The 17,675-nt window shown below is 44.5% G+C and carries 14 protein-coding genes and 1 pseudogene; 14 read left to right on the top strand and 1 reads right to left on the bottom strand.

What is annotated here, in order from left to right; all coding sequences use genetic code 11:
* The 13 genes from DPG01_RS16570 to DPG01_RS16510 form a co-directional block, all read left to right on the top strand.
* Positions 1 to 541, top strand: a 541-nt coding sequence (locus tag DPG01_RS16570) for a CoA-transferase (RefSeq protein ID WP_110975822.1), incomplete at its 5' end; no start/stop codon positions are given.
* A gap of 88 nt (positions 542 to 629) precedes the next feature.
* Positions 630 to 1,835, top strand: a complete 1,206-nt coding sequence (gene pcaF / locus DPG01_RS16565) for a 3-oxoadipyl-CoA thiolase (protein WP_110975821.1) — start codon at positions 630 to 632, stop codon at positions 1,833 to 1,835.
* Positions 1,836 to 1,857: 22 nt separating this feature from the next.
* Entirely contained in the window at positions 1,858 to 3,213 is a 1,356-nt protein-coding gene (locus DPG01_RS16560; protein WP_110975820.1) for a 3-carboxy-cis,cis-muconate cycloisomerase, read from the top strand.
* A gap of 8 nt (positions 3,214 to 3,221) precedes the next feature.
* Positions 3,222 to 3,998, top strand: coding sequence for a 3-oxoadipate enol-lactonase (gene pcaD / locus DPG01_RS16555; RefSeq protein WP_416346137.1), 777 nt, complete (start codon positions 3,222 to 3,224; stop codon positions 3,996 to 3,998).
* Positions 3,999 to 4,040: 42 nt separating this feature from the next.
* A complete protein-coding gene (locus DPG01_RS16550; RefSeq protein WP_110975818.1) occupies positions 4,041 to 5,396 on the top strand; it encodes an MFS transporter in 1,356 nt (451 codons plus the stop codon).
* Positions 5,397 to 5,410: 14 nt separating this feature from the next.
* Positions 5,411 to 5,845, top strand: a complete 435-nt coding sequence (gene pcaC / locus DPG01_RS16545) for a 4-carboxymuconolactone decarboxylase (RefSeq protein WP_110975817.1) — start codon at positions 5,411 to 5,413, stop codon at positions 5,843 to 5,845.
* Between the two features lie 26 nt (positions 5,846 to 5,871).
* Positions 5,872 to 6,597, top strand: a complete 726-nt coding sequence (pcaH, locus tag DPG01_RS16540; RefSeq protein WP_004981392.1) for a protocatechuate 3,4-dioxygenase subunit beta — start codon at positions 5,872 to 5,874, stop codon at positions 6,595 to 6,597.
* 15 nt (positions 6,598 to 6,612) lie between these two features.
* Complete coding sequence (pcaG, locus tag DPG01_RS16535; protein WP_110975816.1) at positions 6,613 to 7,242, top strand: protocatechuate 3,4-dioxygenase subunit alpha; 630 nt, start codon at positions 6,613 to 6,615, stop codon at positions 7,240 to 7,242.
* 150 nt (positions 7,243 to 7,392) lie between these two features.
* A complete protein-coding gene (gene aroD, locus DPG01_RS16530) occupies positions 7,393 to 8,250 on the top strand; it encodes a type I 3-dehydroquinate dehydratase (RefSeq protein WP_110975815.1) in 858 nt (285 codons plus the stop codon).
* Between the two features lie 44 nt (positions 8,251 to 8,294).
* Positions 8,295 to 9,755, top strand: a complete 1,461-nt coding sequence (locus DPG01_RS16525; protein WP_110975814.1) for a NosD domain-containing protein — start codon at positions 8,295 to 8,297, stop codon at positions 9,753 to 9,755.
* 56 nt (positions 9,756 to 9,811) lie between these two features.
* Complete coding sequence (locus tag DPG01_RS16520) at positions 9,812 to 11,131, top strand: carbohydrate porin (protein WP_110975813.1); 1,320 nt, start codon at positions 9,812 to 9,814, stop codon at positions 11,129 to 11,131.
* Positions 11,132 to 11,311: 180 nt separating this feature from the next.
* Positions 11,312 to 13,735, top strand: coding sequence for a glucose/quinate/shikimate family membrane-bound PQQ-dependent dehydrogenase (locus tag DPG01_RS16515; RefSeq protein WP_110975812.1), 2,424 nt, complete (start codon positions 11,312 to 11,314; stop codon positions 13,733 to 13,735).
* A gap of 145 nt (positions 13,736 to 13,880) precedes the next feature.
* Entirely contained in the window at positions 13,881 to 15,950 is a 2,070-nt protein-coding gene (locus DPG01_RS16510; RefSeq protein WP_228157020.1) for a TonB-dependent receptor, read from the top strand.
* 100 nt (positions 15,951 to 16,050) lie between these two features.
* Here the strand turns inward: DPG01_RS16510 and DPG01_RS16505 are convergent.
* A pseudogene (locus tag DPG01_RS16505) lies at positions 16,051 to 16,332 on the bottom strand (carboxymuconolactone decarboxylase family protein); the annotation flags it as partial.
* A 188-nt stretch (positions 16,333 to 16,520) separates the two neighbouring features.
* Here DPG01_RS16505 and DPG01_RS16500 point away from each other — a divergent pair.
* On the top strand, positions 16,521 to 17,660 hold the full coding sequence (locus DPG01_RS16500; RefSeq protein ID WP_110975810.1) for a tyrosine-type recombinase/integrase: 1,140 nt from the start codon (positions 16,521 to 16,523) through the stop codon (positions 17,658 to 17,660).
* Positions 17,661 to 17,675: the final 15 nt, after the last annotated feature.

Genomic DNA, 17,675 nt, shown 5'->3' with positions numbered 1-17,675 from the left:
CCTACCATCAGACAAAGACGTGTTCTTACATTCTGAAAATGGACTGTTGGCTTTTGGTCCACCGCCAGCCGCAGGTGAAGAAGATCCTGAGTTGATCAACGCGGGTAAAGAATATGTGACCATGTTACAAGGCGGTGCCTTTTTCCATCATGGGGATTCTTTTGCCATGATGCGTGGTGGTCACTTAGATATTGCAGTCCTCGGTGCCTTTCAAGTCGCAGCCAATGGCGACTTGGCCAATTGGCATACCGGTGCACCTGATGCGATTCCTGCGGTTGGCGGTGCAATGGACTTAGCGGTCGGTGCCAAGAAAGTCTTTATCACCACCGACCATGTGACCAAACAAGGTGAACCGAAGATCGTGGCTGAACTGAGCTATCCCGCGACAGGTTTGAAGTGTGTCGATCGTATTTACACCGACCTGTGTGTGATTGATGTCACCGCAGAAGGTTTAAAAGTGATTGAGAAAGTCGACGGTTTAAGCTTTGCAGAATTGCAGGCCATGACGGGTGCAACTTTAGTGGATGCGACGCAAGGATAATTAATCCCTCCCGACCTCCCTTTAAAAAGGGAGGAGTTTCCCCCTTGAGTAAAGGGGGATTAAGGGGGATTCCAAGGGAAAATGAAATATGAAAAACGCTTACATTATTGATGCCATCCGTACTCCATTCGGACGTTATGCAGGTGGACTCGCTCCAGTGCGTGCCGATGACTTGGGTGCAGTGCCAATTCAAGCCTTGATGCAACGCAATCCAACAGTAGATTGGACTCAAGTCGATGACGTGATCTACGGCTGCGCCAACCAAGCGGGTGAAGACAACCGTAATGTCGGTCGTATGTCAGCACTCCTTGCTGGCTTACCCGTTGAAGTTCCTGCCACGACTGTGAATCGTTTATGTGGCTCATCACTCGATGCCATTGCGATGGCAGCCCGTGCGATTAAAGCAGGTGAAGCCGATCTGATCATTGCAGGTGGTGTGGAAAGTATGTCACGCGCACCCTTTGTCATGGGTAAATCAGAAACAGCCTACGGACGTAGCCAGAAGATTGAAGACACCACCATGGGCTGGCGTTTTATCAATCCTAAGCTGAAAGCGATGTATGGTGTAGAGACCATGCCGCAGACTGCGGAGAACGTGGCACAACAATTTAATATTGATCGTGCAGATCAAGACCAGTTTGCCTTGACGAGTCAACAGCGCACCGCAACCGCGCAAGCTCAAGGCTTTTTTAAACATGAGATCATCCCTGTGAATATTGCACAGCGTAAGGGTGATCCAATTGTGGTCAACACGGATGAACATCCACGTGCATCGACCACCTTAGCAGCTTTGGCAAAACTCAAGCCAGTCGTCACAGCAGAAGGCACCGTCACTGCGGGGAATGCATCAGGCATCAATGACGGTGCGGCTGCTGTACTGATCGCTTCGGAACAAGCGGTTGAGCAGTACCAACTTAAACCACGTGCCAAGATTATTGCGTCTACGGCTGTGGGTGTAGAACCACGCATCATGGGCTTTGCACCTGCGCCTGCCATCAAAAAATTACTCAAACAAGCCAATCTGACATTAGAGCAGATGGATGTGATTGAACTAAATGAAGCCTTTGCAGCACAAGCACTAGCGGTCACGCGTGATCTTGGTTTAGCAGATGACACCACTCAAGTGAATCCAAACGGTGGTGCAATTGCCATCGGTCATCCACTCGGTGCATCGGGTGCGCGTTTAGTCACCACAGCTTTAAACCAGTTAGAACAAACGGATGGAACTTATGCCTTGTGTTCGATGTGCATTGGGGTTGGTCAGGGCATTGCAATGATTATTCAGCGCGTTTAAAGCAGATTTAAGGATAGCGATCATGAGCCAGTTATATGCCAGCTTATTTTACCAAAACGAGGTGACTGAAATTTTCAGTGATCGCGCCTTGGTGTCATACATGATTGAGGCTGAAGTTGCCTTGGCACAAGCGCAGGCTCAGGTTGGTGTCATTCCAGAATTTGCAGCAACAGCAATTTCCCAAGTTGCCCAGACTGCGATTGATCAGATTGATTTTGATGCTTTGGCTGTTGCAACAGGTTTGGCAGGCAATATTGCGATTCCTTTTGTGAAGCAATTGACTGCAATTGTGAAAAAAAGTGATGAAGATGCTGCGCGTTATGTGCATTGGGGCGCAACCAGTCAAGACATTTTAGATACTGCTTGTCTTTTGCAATGTCGTGCTGCGCTACAACAGGTGGAATCTTTAATTCAACAATGTTACCGCACTGCATTGACCCAAGCTGAACAATATCGTTCACAAGTGATGATTGGACGCACGTGGTTGCAGCAGGGTCTACCCATTACGTTGGGTCATAAATTCGCACGTTGGGCTTCGGCTTTTCATCGTGATTTGACCCGTATTGAAGCCATGAAATCACGTGTGTTCACTGCGCAATTAGGCGGTGCAGTGGGTTCATTGGCATCTTTGCAAAATCAAGGCACAGCAGTTGTGCAAGCATTTGCAGCACAGTTACAACTTTCTGTTCCAAGCTGTACTTGGCATGGTGAGCGTGACCGTATTGTCGAAGTGGCGAGTGTTCTCGCAATAGCGACAGGTAGTCTGGGCAAAATGGCACGTGACTGGTCGTTGATGATGCAAACTGAAATTGCAGAAGTATTTGAGCCAGCAGCGAAAGGGCGTGGTGGGTCATCGACGATGCCACACAAGCGTAATCCTGTTGCTGCGGCATCCGTTTTGGCGGCAGCCAATCGTGTCCCTGTGCTGATATCGAGTTTGTATCAAAGCATGGTGCAAGAACATGAGCGTAGTCTAGGTGGATGGCATGCAGAATGGCTGGCATTACCTGAAATTTTCCAACTCTGTGCTGGTGCTTTAGAGCGAACTTTGGATGTTTTACAAGGCATGCAAGTTAATACAGAGAGCATGCAGCGCAATTTGGAATGTACGCAAGGCTTAATTATGGCGGAAGCGGTGATGATGGCTTTGGCACCACACATCGGACGTTTACAAGCTCATCATCTGGTAGAGGACGCATGTAAAACAGCTGTTGCAAAAGGTGTGCACTTAAGAGATGTGATTGCTGAATTGGAGCAAGTTAAAAACTTATTCAGCGTAGCCCAGATTTCAGAAATTTTTAAACCCGCGTCATATCTCGGCAATATTCAAGACCAGATTGATGCGGTGTTGCAAGAAGCAAAAGGAGAGGCAAAGTGAATATCACGATGACCAATCGTCAAGGCAAGACTTTATCCGTGGCAATCAGTGGGCAAGATCATGCACCTGTGATTGTATTTTCAAACTCATTGGGTACCGATAAAGGCATGTGGCAGCCACAAGTTGCTACCTTCGAAAAAAAGTTCAAAGTGGTGACTTATGACACGCGTGGTCATGGGCAAAGTGATGTGATTGAGCAGACCACTGTACAAAACCTTGCAGAAGATGTGATTGATATTCTGAACGGTTTAAACATTGAAAAAGCGCATTTTTGCGGGATTTCAATGGGCGGTATGACGGCTTTGTGGCTCGGTATTCACCATGCAGATCGTTTTCATAGTATCACTGTGGCGAACTCAGCAGCCAAAATTTGGACTGAAGAAGGTTGGAATGCTCGTGCAGATGCTGTGACAGCCAATGGCTTAGCGGATTTGGTCGCGACCACGCATACACGCTGGTTCAGCGAGCAGTTTGATTATCAACACGATGCTTTGGCTCAGCGTACCATTCAGTCTTTAGCGACTACGCCAGCATTGGGTTATGCAGAATCTTGCCGAGCATTGGCTAAGGCTGATTTGAGCACAGAAATTCAGCAGATTCAGATTCCAACTTTAGTGATTGCGGGTGCATTTGACCCAGTCACGACAGTGGCAGATGGCGTTTTTATGCAACAACAAATTCAAAAGAGTGAATTAGCGGTGATTGACGCATCGCATCTTTCCAATATTGAACAACCTGAGCTGTTTACCCAAACCCTGACTCAGTTTATTGGATCGATTCAATAATTTAAGGATTTTTAAAAGGACTTTCAGCCCAAGGAGGCAGGTATGGCGTCTCAGGAATACGCTACTCAAAAAACGAGTATAGACGCACAAGCACTGATTAATGATGCACCGATTAGCAAATATCAGTGGTTGATCGCAATTGTATGTTTTCTCATTGTTTTTGTTGATGGTATTGATACTGCGGCAATGGGTTTTATTGCTCCAGCCTTGGCACAAGACTGGGGGATAGACCGTTCGCAACTGGGTCCAGTTATGAGTGCAGCTTTAGGCGGCATGATTATTGGCGCTTTGGTGTCTGGTCCAACCGCTGACCGCTTTGGGCGAAAGATTGTTTTAAGTGTTTCGATGCTAATTTTCGGTGGCTTTACTTTGGCATCGGCATATGCAGCTGATTTAAATACCTTGGTGGTCCTTCGGTTTTTAACCGGTATTGGTTTGGGTGCAGCGATGCCGAATGCAACCACACTATTTTCTGAATATTGCCCGCAGCGCTCACGCTCGTTACTCGTGACTTGTATGTTCTGTGGATACAACTTGGGTATGGCGACAGGTGGTTTTATCAGCAGTTGGTTGATCCCAACCTTTGGTTGGCACAGCTTATTTTTACTGGGCGGTTGGTCGCCACTGATCTTGATGATCTTGGTGATTTTCTTCCTACCAGAATCCTATCGTTTCTTGATTGTAAAAGGTCGTGATAACGCCAAAGTCCAGCAAATTCTGTCACGTATTGCACCTGCTCAAGTTCAAGGTGTCACTGAGTTTCATGTACCTGAAGAAAAAACCGAAGGTGCAGAGAAGAAAGGTGTGTTTGGCATGCTGTTCTCTCAGAAATATGTCAAAGGTACAGTTTTATTGTGGCTGACCTATTTCATGGGTTTGGTGATGATTTATCTACTGACCAGTTGGTTACCAACCTTGATGCGTGAAACAGGCGCAACCATGGAACGTGCTGCATTTATTGGTGGTTTATTCCAGTTTGGCGGTGTACTCAGTGCTTTATTTATTGGCTGGGCAATGGACCGTTTCAACCCGAACCGCATTATTGCAGGCTTCTACTTTGTCGCGGGGATCTTTGCTTTTGCCGTTGGTCAGAGCTTAGCAAATCCAACCCTACTTGCCATTTTAGTGCTTTGCGCAGGTGTCGCAATTAATGGCGCACAGTCGGCAATGCCAGCGCTGAGTGCTCGTTTTTACCCAACCCAATGCCGTGCAACAGGTGTGGCATGGATGTCTGGGATTGGGCGCTTCGGTGCGGTATTTGGTGCATGGATTGGCGCAGTTCTACTGGGCAATGACTGGTCGTTTACTGCCATTTTAAGTCTGCTGTTAATTCCAGCAACAGCAGCAGCAGTCGCTATTTTTGTTAAATCACTGGTCGCACATACCGATGCGACCTAATTGAGGTTTCTCCCATGAATGATGAACAACGTTATGAACAAGGAATCACTGTACGCACTGAAGTGCTGGGTGAAAAGCATGTCGGTCGTTCACTTGAGAACTTGAATGATTTTAATGCTGACTTTCAAAACTTTATCAGTCGTTTTGCGTGGGGCGAAGTCTGGTCTAGACCAGGCATGCCACGCCATACCCGTAGCTTAGTCACCATTGCGGTGTTATTGGCACTGGGCCGTGTAGACGAACTGCGTATGCATTTACGTGCTTGTTTTAACAATGGTGTGACCAAGGACGACTTAAAAGAGTTGATTTTGCACTGTTCACTGTATGCCGGTTTGCCCGCAGCCAATGCAGCCATGCACATGGCAGAAGAGGTTTTTGCAGATTTGGGCATTGCCCCGCAAAAGCTGAGCGAACAGCAGCTTAGCCAAGAACCAACGAATCAAGAGTAATGGAACAAGATTAAGAGGGACGTCACATGTCGCAACTTATTTTAGGTGCTTATGCACAACGCAATACCGAAGATCATCCGCCAGCATATGCACCCGGCTATAAAACCAGTGTATTACGCTCGCCCAAAAATGCGTTGATTTCGATTGCAGAAACGTTAACTGAAGTGACTTCACCACAGTTTAGTGCCGAACAGTTTGGGCCTAAAGATAACGATTTGATTTTGAACTATGCCAAAGAAGGTTTGCCGATTGGTGAGCGAATTATTGTGCATGGTTATGTCCGTGATCAGTTTGGGCGTCCAGTTAAAAATGCATTGCTTGAAGTGTGGCAAGCCAACGCTTCTGGTCGTTATCGTCATCCAAATGATCAGTTTATTGGTGCAATGGACCCGAACTTTGGCGGCTGTGGCCGCATGATGACGGATGCCAATGGCTATTTTGTGTTCCGTACCATTAAGCCGGGTCCTTATCCTTGGCGTAACCGTATTAATGAATGGCGTCCTGCTCATATCCATTTCTCTTTGCTTGCCGATGGTTGGGCGCAGCGTCTTATTTCTCAGTTCTATTTTGAAGGCGATACGCTGATTGATTCGTGTCCGATTATTAAAACCATTCCTTCGGAAGAACAACGTCGCGCGCTGATTGCTCTTGAGGATAAGAGCAACTTCATTGAAGCAGACAGCCGTTGTTACCGCTTTGACATCACTTTACGTGGTCGTCGTGCGACATATTTCGAAAATGATTTGACTTAATTCAGGGAGAGCAACATGAACCATTGGAACTTTCAAGAATTGCATGAAACGCCATCTCAAACAGGTGGGCCATACGTACACATTGGTTTGTTGCCCCAACAAGCCAACATCGAAGTCTTTGAAAACAACTTTAACAATCAGTTGGTTCAAGAAAAAACCTTAGGCGAACGTATTCGCTTAGAAGGTCAGGTGTTTGACGGCTTAGGCTTGCCATTACGTGATGTATTGATTGAAATTTGGCAGGCAGATGCCAACGGCGTGTATCCAAGTGCGGCGGATATTCAGGGCAAAGCGGTCGATCCAAACTTCCTCGGTTGGGGACGTACAGGGGCAGACTTTGAAACTGGTTTTTGGAGTTTCAATACCATTAAACCGGGTGCTGTTCCGGGACGTAAAGGCACAACTCAAGCCCCGCATATTGCACTGATTATTTTTGCACGCGGTATCAACATTGGCTTAAACACCCGTGTCTATTTTGAAGATGAAGCGGAAGCCAATGCACAAGATCCTGTGCTGAAAGGCATTGAGTGGGCACCTCGTCGTCAGACACTTATTGCAAAACGTGAACAGCGTGATGGTGAAGTGGTGTATCGCTTTGATATTCGTATTCAAGGAGAAGACGAAACGGTCTTTTTGGATATCTAAATTTTCCAAGATTTAGTGCGAGACATCTTGAACTAATTCTAAAGATAAAAGTTTATACGTGGTGATGGTATGACCCATTTCGTTCATCCCACGTATATTTGCCATTGATGACAGAAGTCAGGCAATAGTTTGTAAATACAAGGAAATGTAATGATGAAAATCAAAAAAATTGCGATGCAACTTTGTTTAAGCAGTGCTGTTTTAGCAGCAATGCCAGCATTTGCAGCGGAAGTAGCTCAATCAAGCGTACAACACTATGTGGTGAAAAACCTCAATATTGGTGACTTACCTGTCAAAACCATTGTGCCGATTACCGCAAAAACTGCTGAACAAGCGATTGCCCAAGCAAAAGTGATTGCCAGTAATCCAAACGCAGATGTGGCTGAGTTTCGTATCGACTTATTGGAATTTTCTGCCGACACTAAAAAAGTGATGGCACTGGGCCAGCAGCTGAATCAAATTTTAAAAGACAAACCATTAATTGCCACCATTCGTACTCATAACGAAGGCGGAAAAATGACAGTGTCTGACCAAGACTATGAAAAAATTTATCGTGAATACCTGAAAAAGCCATTTATGCAATTGCTGGATATTGAAATGTTCCGTGATGCAGGCAGTGTGGCGAAATTAACCAAATTGGCGCATGACAAGAAGGTGTTGGTGATCATGTCGAATCATGATTTTGCAAAAACACCTGAGCAACAAGACATTGAAAACCGTCTGCTAAAACAAGATCAGATGGGTGCCGACATTTTGAAAATTGCGGTAATGCCAAAGTCAAAACAAGATGTCTTTACCCTCATGAATGCCACCTTGGCCGTCAGCCAAAAAAGTCAAAAACCACTATTGACCATGTCGATGGGACAGTTGGGCACCATTTCACGTGTGGCGACTGCCAACATGGGTGGCAGCCTAAGTTTCGGTATGATTGGTGAAGCTTCTGCACCGGGTCAAATTGATGTGACTCAACTCAAACAGTTGCTGAAAACTGTACAACCAACCCCTTAATGCACTGCGTTATTCATGTTCAAGGATAGAAAAGGATTTAAAATATGAAACCATCAACTTTACGTTTGACCACATTGGTTTTGAGTTTAGCGACATCAGGTTTGGCCAGTGCAGAAACTTATATTGTGGATCGCTATCAGGATGATAGTGCAAAAGGTTCACTGCGTTGGGCAATTGAACAATCCAATGCCAATACGGCGCAAGAAAATGAAATTCACATCCAAGCTGTGGGGCAAGCCCCCTATGCAATTAAACTGAATCAGCCTTTACCGCCAATTAAGTCTTCAGTGAAGATCATCGGGACGCAATGGGACAAAACAGGCGAGTTTATTGCGATTGATGGTTCAAACTATATTAAAGGTGAAGGTGCGAAAGCCTGCCCAGGGGCAAATCCTGAACAGTATGGCACCAATGTCCGTACCATGACTTTACCGGGTCTGGTTCTGCAAGATGTGAATGGTGTGACGCTAAAAGGTCTCGATATTCACCGTTTTTGTATTGGTGTATTGGTCAACCGTTCAAGCAATAACTTGATTCAACATAACCGTATCAGTAATAACTACGGTGGTTCAGGCGTGATGTTAACGGGTGATGATGGTAAGGGCAATCCAACCTCGACCACCACCAATAACAACAAAGTTTTGAATAACTTATTTGTAGATAATGGCGATGGTCTTGAGCTGACGCGTGGTGCGGCATTTAACCTTGTCGCTAATAACCTATTTACTTCAACCAAAGCCAATCCAGAGCCGTCACAAGGAATTGAAATCCTGTGGGGTAATGACAATGCAGTAGTCGGGAATAAATTTGAAAATTACTCTGATGGTTTGCAAATCAACTGGGGTAAGCGCAACTACATCGCTTATAACGAACTGACCAACAACTCAATTGGCTTCAACCTCACTGGTGATGGCAACATTTTTGACAGCAATAAAGTTCATGCTAACCGTTTAGGGATAGCCATTCGTTCAGAAAAAGATGCCAATGCCCGCACAACCTTGACCCAAAACTTAATTTGGGACAATGGCAAAGATATTAAGCGCTGTGAGGCGGGTGGTTCGTGCGTACCCAATCAACGTTTAGGTGCCATTGTGTTTGCTGTGCCTGCGCTAGAACATGCTGGCTTTGTCGGTTCTCGTGGGGGTGGTGTGGTCATTGAAGCAGCGAAACTGCAAAAAACCTGTAGCCAGCCAAATGAACAGGGTTGTAATGCGATACCCAACCAAAATATCCAAGCGCCACGTTTGAGTTATAGCAAAGGTCAGGTTATGGCTGAAGTACAAGCACAACCAAATCAACGTTACCAAGTTGAATTCTTTGCCAATCGTCAAGCGAAGAGTCAAGAAGCAGAGCAGTATTTAGGTACTCAAGTGGTGACAACCGATGCGCAAGGTCAGGGTCAAGCAACTTGGAAGGTATTGAATGGGGCTGCAAGTGTGACAGCGAATGTGACTGATCATTTGGGTGCGACCTCTGAATTGAGTCCAGCAGTTCGCATTAAATAATAAAAACCGCATGGAAAGCTCGGTTGAGCTTTCCTCACAAAAAAGGATGTTTGGTTATGCAACAACTCTTAAAACTAGGCACATTATCTTTGGCGCTTTTAACTTGCCAATTGGCGTCAGCCAATGAATTTTACTCGGCAGACCGTCAATGGTTATTCGGCGATTGGAACGGTGAACGGAAGCAACTGGAAGATCAAGGTTATAAATTTACAGCTTCGATTATGAGCCAAGCAGCGACCAATTTGGCTGGTGGTTATAACGATGACCGAAGTTTTGACAATGCTGCACAGTTGACCTTAGGTGCCAATTTTGATTTAAACAAAATTGCAGGTTGGGAAAATACCACAGCAGGCTTAATGATTACCAAACGTGATGGTAATTCATTAACTTTAGCGCGAATTAAAGATCCACGTGCCAGCACCTTGGGGAATACTCAAGAAATTTATGGACGTGGCAAGATCTGGCGCTTAACCCAAGCATGGATTAAAACAGGATTTGATGATAACCGTGTCCAATTTAAGATTGGTCGTATGGGCATGTCCGATGATTTTAACAGCTCGCAATGTGAGTTTCAGAACTTACTTTTGTGTGGTGGACAGTTAGGCAAATCTATCGGTTCGATTTGGTATAACTGGCCTGTCAGCTTATGGGGTACCAATGTGAAATACCAATTTGCACCAGACTGGTCACTTGGTGTTGGGGTCTATGAAGTTAATCCTGACAATGTCAAAACAGATTCGGACAGTGATGGTTTTAACCTCGATATGGACAATGTCGAAGGGGCCACCATTCCAGTTGAACTGGCATGGAAACCAAAACTTGCCACATTTAATGGTTTACCGGGCGAATATAAACTCGGCGCACTGTATTCCACAGCAGAAGCTAAAGATGTGGGGACATCAGGAGAAATCCACGATGGCAAATATAGTTTCTGGTTGAATGCTCAACAACAACTAACCCAACATGGGGCTGATCCTAAACGTGGTTTATATATCAGTTTCAATGGGGTCATCAATGACCGAGATACGACCGCTGTAGAAAGTACGCAGCAGTTGGCACTTTGGTATAAAGGCCCTTTTGACAGTCGCCCTAATGACTCGATTGGCTTTGGTTTAGCCAACTATGTGGTGAATAGCCGTGTGACGGATAAACAAATCGCCACCAACGAAGGCCGTGGTTATTACAGTTATGACGCGCTCGCCAGCGATTATGTCCCAATTCAACATGACGAACTCAATGTTGAGTTGAACTATACCTACCAATGGTCTCCTGCGGTGATGCTCAGACCCAACTTGCAATATATCTATCAACCTTCTGGGGTGAAAGAAGTAGATGACGCATGGGTGGCGGGCCTTAGCGTTAAGGTGAATTTTTAATCGTATTTGAAGTGGAAGAGTGTTTAAAATATCAGTGATGTGATTGCTGAATTTAAATACTCTTTTTTTCGTTGCTGAAGCAAACTAATTGTGGATGCTCAAAAGTTTGGATGTGGTGTGAATGATGCTCAGAACAAAGTGGGAGTGGTCATTTAAAACACAGCATTTGGAGTAAAAAGTATGTCCGAAGCGCAATCTCAACCCATATTTAAAATATGGTGCTTTATATTAGGCTTGGCTTTATTGCTGACTGGCTTATTTTATTTAATCGGTGGTGGAAAACTGATTAGTCTAGGGGGTTCATGGTACTTCCTGATTGCAGGCTTATTGACCACCATTTCCGCAATCTTTATTTTTAGAAAAAAAGCATTGGGTGTTTGGATCTTTGCCTTGGTTTTTCTTGGAACCGTGGTCTGGGCACTGTTTGATGCAGGTTGGGATTTTTGGGCACTCCATTCACGGTTAATGTTTCCTGCGGGTTTATTTGCCGCACTGTGTTTTACTTTACCTGCTATTCGTAAGTACCAATTTCAAATTGCGCCTTCAGCACCTGCTTATGCCTTAGGTGGTTTGACGGTGTTAGGTATGCTGGGTGGTTTATATGGCATGTTTATTCCACATCCAACGGTAAAAGCCAGTGGTGAAGAGCTCCCTCTAGTGCCTGTAACGGCTCAAACCCAACAAGTGAATTGGTCGCACTATGGTAATGATGCTGGTGGAAGTCGTTTTGCTGCGTTGGATCAGATCAACCGAAATAATGTGTCTAAGTTAAAGGAAGCATGGCGCTTTCAAACAGGCGATATGACCACAGGTACGGGTAATGGCGCAGAAGACCAGCTCACGCCTTTGCAGGTCGGTGATAAAGTCTTTTTATGTACACCGCATAACAACATTATTGCTTTAGATGCAGACACAGGTAAACAAATCTGGAAGGCTGAAGTGAACTCTAAAGCGGATGCTTGGGAGCGTTGCCGTGGTGTGGGTTACTTTGACTCGACTCAAGCCTTGGTACAACCGACTTTAGCAGGTGCAAGTGCAGTTACAGCGGTAGCAAATAATACCGCATGTCCACGTCGTGTTTATACCAATACACCTGATGGTCGTTTAATTGCAGTCAATGCCGATACAGGCGAACGCTGTAAAGACTTTGGTGTCGATGGAACGGTGAACTTACTGGAAGGTCTAGGTGCGGGCACGCAAGCGCCTCGTTTTGAAGTGACCTCGGCACCAACCATTGCAGGCACCAGCATCATTGTCGGGAGTCGTATTGCTGATAACTTTGCAGCGGATATGCCAGGTGGTGTGATTCGTGCGTATGACGTGATTACTGGGCAACTGCGTTGGGCTTTTGATCCACGTAACCCAAATCCAAACTATGTCCTGAAACCGGGGGAAATCTATAAACGTAGTTCGGCTAACTCTTGGGCGGCAATGTCCTACGACCCGCAAATGAACACGGTGTTCTTACCGATGGGGAGTTCATCGGTCGATGTTTGGGGCGGAAACCGTCAACCTGTAGATCATAAGTACAATTCTTCCGTTTTGGCTTTAGATGCAACCACAGGTCAAGAGAAGTGGGTTTATCAAACCGTTCACAACGACCTTTGGGACTTCGATTTACCCATGCAGCCAAGCTTGGTCGACTTTCCAATGCAAAATGGGCAAACCAAACCTGCTGTCGTCATTGGCACCAAGTCAGGTCAGTTCTTTGTACTTGACCGTGTGACAGGCAAGCCTTTAACCAAAGTGGTTGAGCAACCTGTAAAAGCTGCAGATATCCCTGATGAGCAATACAGTGCAACTCAGCCGCGTTCAGTTGAAATGCCACAGATTGGCAATCAAACTTTGACTGAATCGGACATGTGGGGTGCAACGCCATTTGACCAGTTGATGTGTCGTATCAACTTTAAATCAATGCGCTATGACGGTCTCTTTACAGCACCGGGTTCTGATGTATCTTTAAGTTTTCCAGGTTCGTTGGGTGGGATGAACTGGGGCAGTATCGCATTTGACCCAACGCATCGTTATATGTTTGTCAACGACATGCGCCTAGGTTTGTGGATTCAGCTGATTAAACAAACACCTGAAGATTTAAAACTTGAAGCCAGTGGCGGAGAGAAGGTCAACACAGGTATGGGCGCAGTGCCAATGAAAGGTACACCGTATAAAGTGAATAAAAACCGCTTTATGTCAGTACTGGGTATTCCATGCCAAAAACCACCTTTCGGAACCATGACGGCGATTGATATGAAAACCCGTCAAGTGGCTTGGCAGGTGCCTTTAGGTACGGTTGAAGATACTGGCCCAATGGGCATTAAAATGGGCTTAAAAGCGCCGATAGGTATGCCAACCATTGGTGGCCCAATGGCGACGCAAGGTGGTTTAGTGTTCTTTGCTGCAACACAAGACTTCTATTTACGTGCTTTCAATTCATCAAATGGTGAAGAGTTATGGAAAGCGCGTTTACCTGTGGGTAGCCAAGGTACACCGATGAGCTACATTTCTCCAAAAACAGGCAAGCAATATGTGGTCATTTCCGCAGGTGGAGCACGTCAGTCGCCTGATCATGGCGATTATGTGATTGCGTATAGCTTAGCCGATTAAAACGTTTTATTGTATGGGAAGCCTGTCGAGATGATAGGCTTCCCATTTTTATGGTAATAACAAGCAAGGAAATATTGTGCGATTAACTTATTTGATGCATACGCCTTTTAAACAAGCCTTATTGACTGCAGTTATTTTACAAACGATGCATGCCTATGCAGAAACGACAGAATATCAACTTCCTATTATCACTGTCCAAGCGGTACATACCGATAGCGAGTTGTTATCGACTTCTGCATCTATTCAAAAAGTCCAAGCGGCTACAGTACAAAACAATGCCAATGTAAACTTATCCGAAGTCCTACAAGGGGTTGCAGGCTTACAAATCAATAACCGTGAAAACTATGCGCAAGACTTACAGATTTCGATGCGTGGCTTTGGCGCTCGTTCGACTTTTGGTGTACGTGGAATACGGATGTATGTCGATGGTATTCCTGCGACCATGCCTGATGGCCAAGGGCAAAGTTCCAATATTGACCTCAATAGTTTAGATCACATCGAAGTACTGACAGGGCCATTTTCATCTTTATATGGCAACTCATCAGGGGGAACCATCTTAGCTGAGACCAAAGAAGGACAAGGGAAAGACTCAATTCAAGTGGGACTCAATGCAGGCAGCCACCATAAGCAACAAGCCAATATCCAATTACAAGGGGGTTCCAAACAGGCCAATCAGCCCGCTTATGTGATTAGTTCTTCTTATTTTGATACCGATGGTTTTCGAGACCATAGTGCAGCACAAAAAGTACTGAATAATGCCAAACTGACATGGAACTTAGAGGATGGCAGTAAAATCAACTGGGTCACCAACTATGTCAAAATCCATGCAGATGACCCAATGGGGTTAGAGCGTAAGGATTGGCAAGCAAACCCAAAACAAATCGCTCCTTATGTAAAAAATATGGAGTTTAACGCGCGCAAAGATATTGAACAAACTCAAACAGGTGTGACTTGGTTTAAACCGATTAATGATAAAAATGAACTCTATGCCATGGCATATTTAGGCAACCGCCAAGTCACTCAATATCAGGCAATTCCTAATGGAGCTACCTCCCAGAAGCTACCTACTCATGCCGGTGCTGTGATTGATTTCGAGCGTAATTATTATGGTGCTGATTTCCGTTGGACAGGTAAAGAATTATTACCGAATACTACATTTAGTGCTGGTATTGCTTTAGACAATATGGATGAAGACCGTCAAGGCTATAATAATTTTGTAATGGTAAATGGTAAAGAATCTTATGGTGTGAAAGGTGATTTACGCCGTAATGAAAATAATACCTTATGGAATTTAGATCCGTATGTGCAGGCCTCATGGCAGTTCTTACCCACGTGGCATCTTGATACAGGCTTACGCTATAGCAATGTGCATTATGAGTCGGAAGACCATTACATTGTAGCTGGCAATGGTGATGACAGTGGTTCAACGGATTATCAAAAACTATTGCCATCTGTGGCTTTAGGCTGGGAAATTTTACCTGAACTCTATGCTTATGCCAGTTATGGCAAAGGCTTTGAAACCCCAACCTTTACCGAAATGGCTTATCCTACATTGGCCACATCGGGAATTAATTTCGATTTAAAACCTGCAAGTAGTGATACCTATGAGCTTGGGTTAAAGTCTCAAAATGCATTTGGTCTGTTTACATTGGCTGTTTTCAATACTGTCACTAAAAATGACATTGTGCCTGATGATGCCAATGCGGGACGCAATACATTTCGTAATGCAGAACAAACCTTACGACAAGGCGCTGAGCTGGCTTGGCAACATCAGCTTTGGCAGGATTTAAAACTTAGTGCAAGCTATAGTTATTTAGATGCCACTTTTGATGCCGATATTGCAGCAACTAGCACCAAACCTTTGATTGAAAAAGGGACATATATTCCCGGAATTGCCAAAAACCAAGTGTTCACCCGTATTGCATGGCAACCTGAGCAAGGCTTTCAAGCAGGCTTAGAAGCACGCTATATGGATAAAATTTATGTCGATGATATCAACTCAGATACGGCACCAAGTTATACCGTTGTGGCTGCAAATGTCGGCTACTTATGGGTAAACCGTGACTGGAAAGTAAACAGCTATGCCCGAGTCGATAACCTGTTTGACCGTAACTATGTTGGTTCAGTGATTGTGAATGACAGCAATAGTCGTTTCTTTGAACCTGCCGATGGTCGAAACTTTAGCGTTGGCATGAGTGTGACTAAAGCCTTTTAATGGAAATGGTTTGGCTAGGCAAAAAATACGGCATAGCCAAACCAGATGAATTGCGCCATACGACTGCAATATAACGCTTTTGTATGGGCACTTAGTCTATTTATGAATTGCTTTGATATTCCTGAATCACTTCCAGTGCAGCGCGGAACGCCTCTTGAGTTGCAGGTGCGCCGCAATAAGGCAAACTGTGCAGAAGGACTTCTTGAATTTCTTCAACCGTTGCACCGTTATTTAGCGCACCACGAACATGGCCTTTGAGTTCTGTTGGACTCTTTTGTGCCGTCAAAAATGCAATGGTAATTAACGAGCGATATTTACGTGGTAAAACACCTTCACGTTGCCATGTTGAGCCCCAAGCATGTTCATTAATCCAGTCCTGCATCACATTGATGTAAATGCTAAATACATTTTAATTATCAATATCTTATGCATTTTATTATAAATTACAGTATCTTAATTTAATAAACTACTTGCTGATTAATAGCGATTAATACAGATTAACGAGTATTAAAGCTTATCGAATTACGCCATAATTTACGCCATCTGAGAAATACATTAAATGGCGTAAAAATGGGAACAATTACACAGCGCAAAAGCGTCAGCGGTGCTATCCGTTATCGTGCTGAAATACGCATTAAACGTGCTGGCCTACCAGAATACAAGGAAAGTAAAACTTTCGGAACCATGCGCACTGCATCAAACTGGCTCAACAAGCGCGAGCAGGAGATAGCAGATAATCCTGATATTTTGCTTGGTATTAGTAATAAGTCAATGACGATTGCTGCTGCTATTGAAAAATATAAAGAAGAAGTGGGTGATGAATTTGGTCGTACAAAAAACAGGTCGCTTGATTTAATTGCAAAACTACCTATTGCTAAGGTTTATCTAGAGCAAATCAATGCCACCCATGTTTCTGAACACGTAGCTCTACGAAAGAAAGGTTATAGCAAACTAGGTCTTGATCCTGTCTTGCCATCAACAATCTTAAATGAGCTGCAAAACATTAAATCCATCTTGACCCATGCATCCGTGATGTGGCGCATTAATGTTAATTTAAATGAATTTAACAATGCCTGCCTACAACTAAGAAGGACTCGGCAGATCAAGAAATCAGAAAAGCGGGATCGACTGCTATCAAATACCGAATTAAAAAACTTGTTGCTGCACTATCTTGATAAATGGAATCGTGGACGTACAGCATACCCAATGCACCTAATAGTTCTATTCGCTATTTTTTCATGCAGGCGACAAGCAGAGATAACCCGGATCCAATTAAGCGATTACGACATAGAACATCAATCATGGATGGTTCGAGATTTAAAAAACCCCAATGGCTCAAAAGGAAACCATAAGCATTTTAACGTGCTTCCAGAGTGTCAAAAAATCATTGAACTTTTAATGCGAGATGACACAAGAGCAAGAATGCTAAAGATGGGCGGTGATAGTGATTTACTTGTACCACTATCTGCCATTTCCATAGCATCTGAATTTAATCAGTCCTGCCATATTTTAGGCATGAGTGACTTTAGGTTTCATGATTTAAGGCATGAGGGAGCAACACGACTTGCTGAAAATGGATTGACTATTCCAAAAATTCAGCAAGTAACTTTGCATGACACATGGAGTAGCCTTGAGCGATATGTGTCGGTGAAAAAGAGGGTGAACATTTTGCAATTAGATGACCTGCTACAGATCATTGGTGAAATGTAGCAAAGTCTTTTGATG

The sequence above is a fragment of the Acinetobacter sp. WCHAc060042 genome (assembly GCF_003231195.1).
Classification (GTDB): Bacteria; Pseudomonadota; Gammaproteobacteria; order Pseudomonadales; family Moraxellaceae; genus Acinetobacter.
The sequence above is the reverse complement of the archived record's forward strand: the minus strand, read 5'-3'. Positions and strand labels throughout refer to the sequence as shown.

Bases quoted from the DNA above. Each gene is read 5' to 3' on its own strand.
- pcaG (WP_110975816.1), top strand. From the start codon at position 6,613: ATGAACCATTGGAACTTTCAAGAATTGCATGAAACGCCATCTCAAACA.
- DPG01_RS16560 (WP_110975820.1), top strand. From the start codon at position 1,858: ATGAGCCAGTTATATGCCAGCTTATTTTACCAAAACGAGGTGACTGAA.
- pcaF (WP_110975821.1), top strand. From the start codon at position 630: ATGAAAAACGCTTACATTATTGATGCCATCCGTACTCCATTCGGACGT.
- DPG01_RS16510 (WP_228157020.1), top strand. From the start codon at position 13,881: ATGCATGCCTATGCAGAAACGACAGAATATCAACTTCCTATTATCACT.
- pcaH (WP_004981392.1), top strand. From the start codon at position 5,872: ATGTCGCAACTTATTTTAGGTGCTTATGCACAACGCAATACCGAAGAT.
- aroD (WP_110975815.1), top strand. From the start codon at position 7,393: ATGATGAAAATCAAAAAAATTGCGATGCAACTTTGTTTAAGCAGTGCT.
- DPG01_RS16520 (WP_110975813.1), top strand. From the start codon at position 9,812: ATGCAACAACTCTTAAAACTAGGCACATTATCTTTGGCGCTTTTAACT.
- pcaD (WP_416346137.1), top strand. From the start codon at position 3,222: ATGACCAATCGTCAAGGCAAGACTTTATCCGTGGCAATCAGTGGGCAA.
- DPG01_RS16525 (WP_110975814.1), top strand. From the start codon at position 8,295: ATGAAACCATCAACTTTACGTTTGACCACATTGGTTTTGAGTTTAGCG.
- DPG01_RS16515 (WP_110975812.1), top strand. From the start codon at position 11,312: ATGTCCGAAGCGCAATCTCAACCCATATTTAAAATATGGTGCTTTATA.
- DPG01_RS16550 (WP_110975818.1), top strand. From the start codon at position 4,041: ATGGCGTCTCAGGAATACGCTACTCAAAAAACGAGTATAGACGCACAA.
- pcaC (WP_110975817.1), top strand. From the start codon at position 5,411: ATGAATGATGAACAACGTTATGAACAAGGAATCACTGTACGCACTGAA.
- DPG01_RS16500 (WP_110975810.1), top strand. From the start codon at position 16,521: ATGGGAACAATTACACAGCGCAAAAGCGTCAGCGGTGCTATCCGTTAT.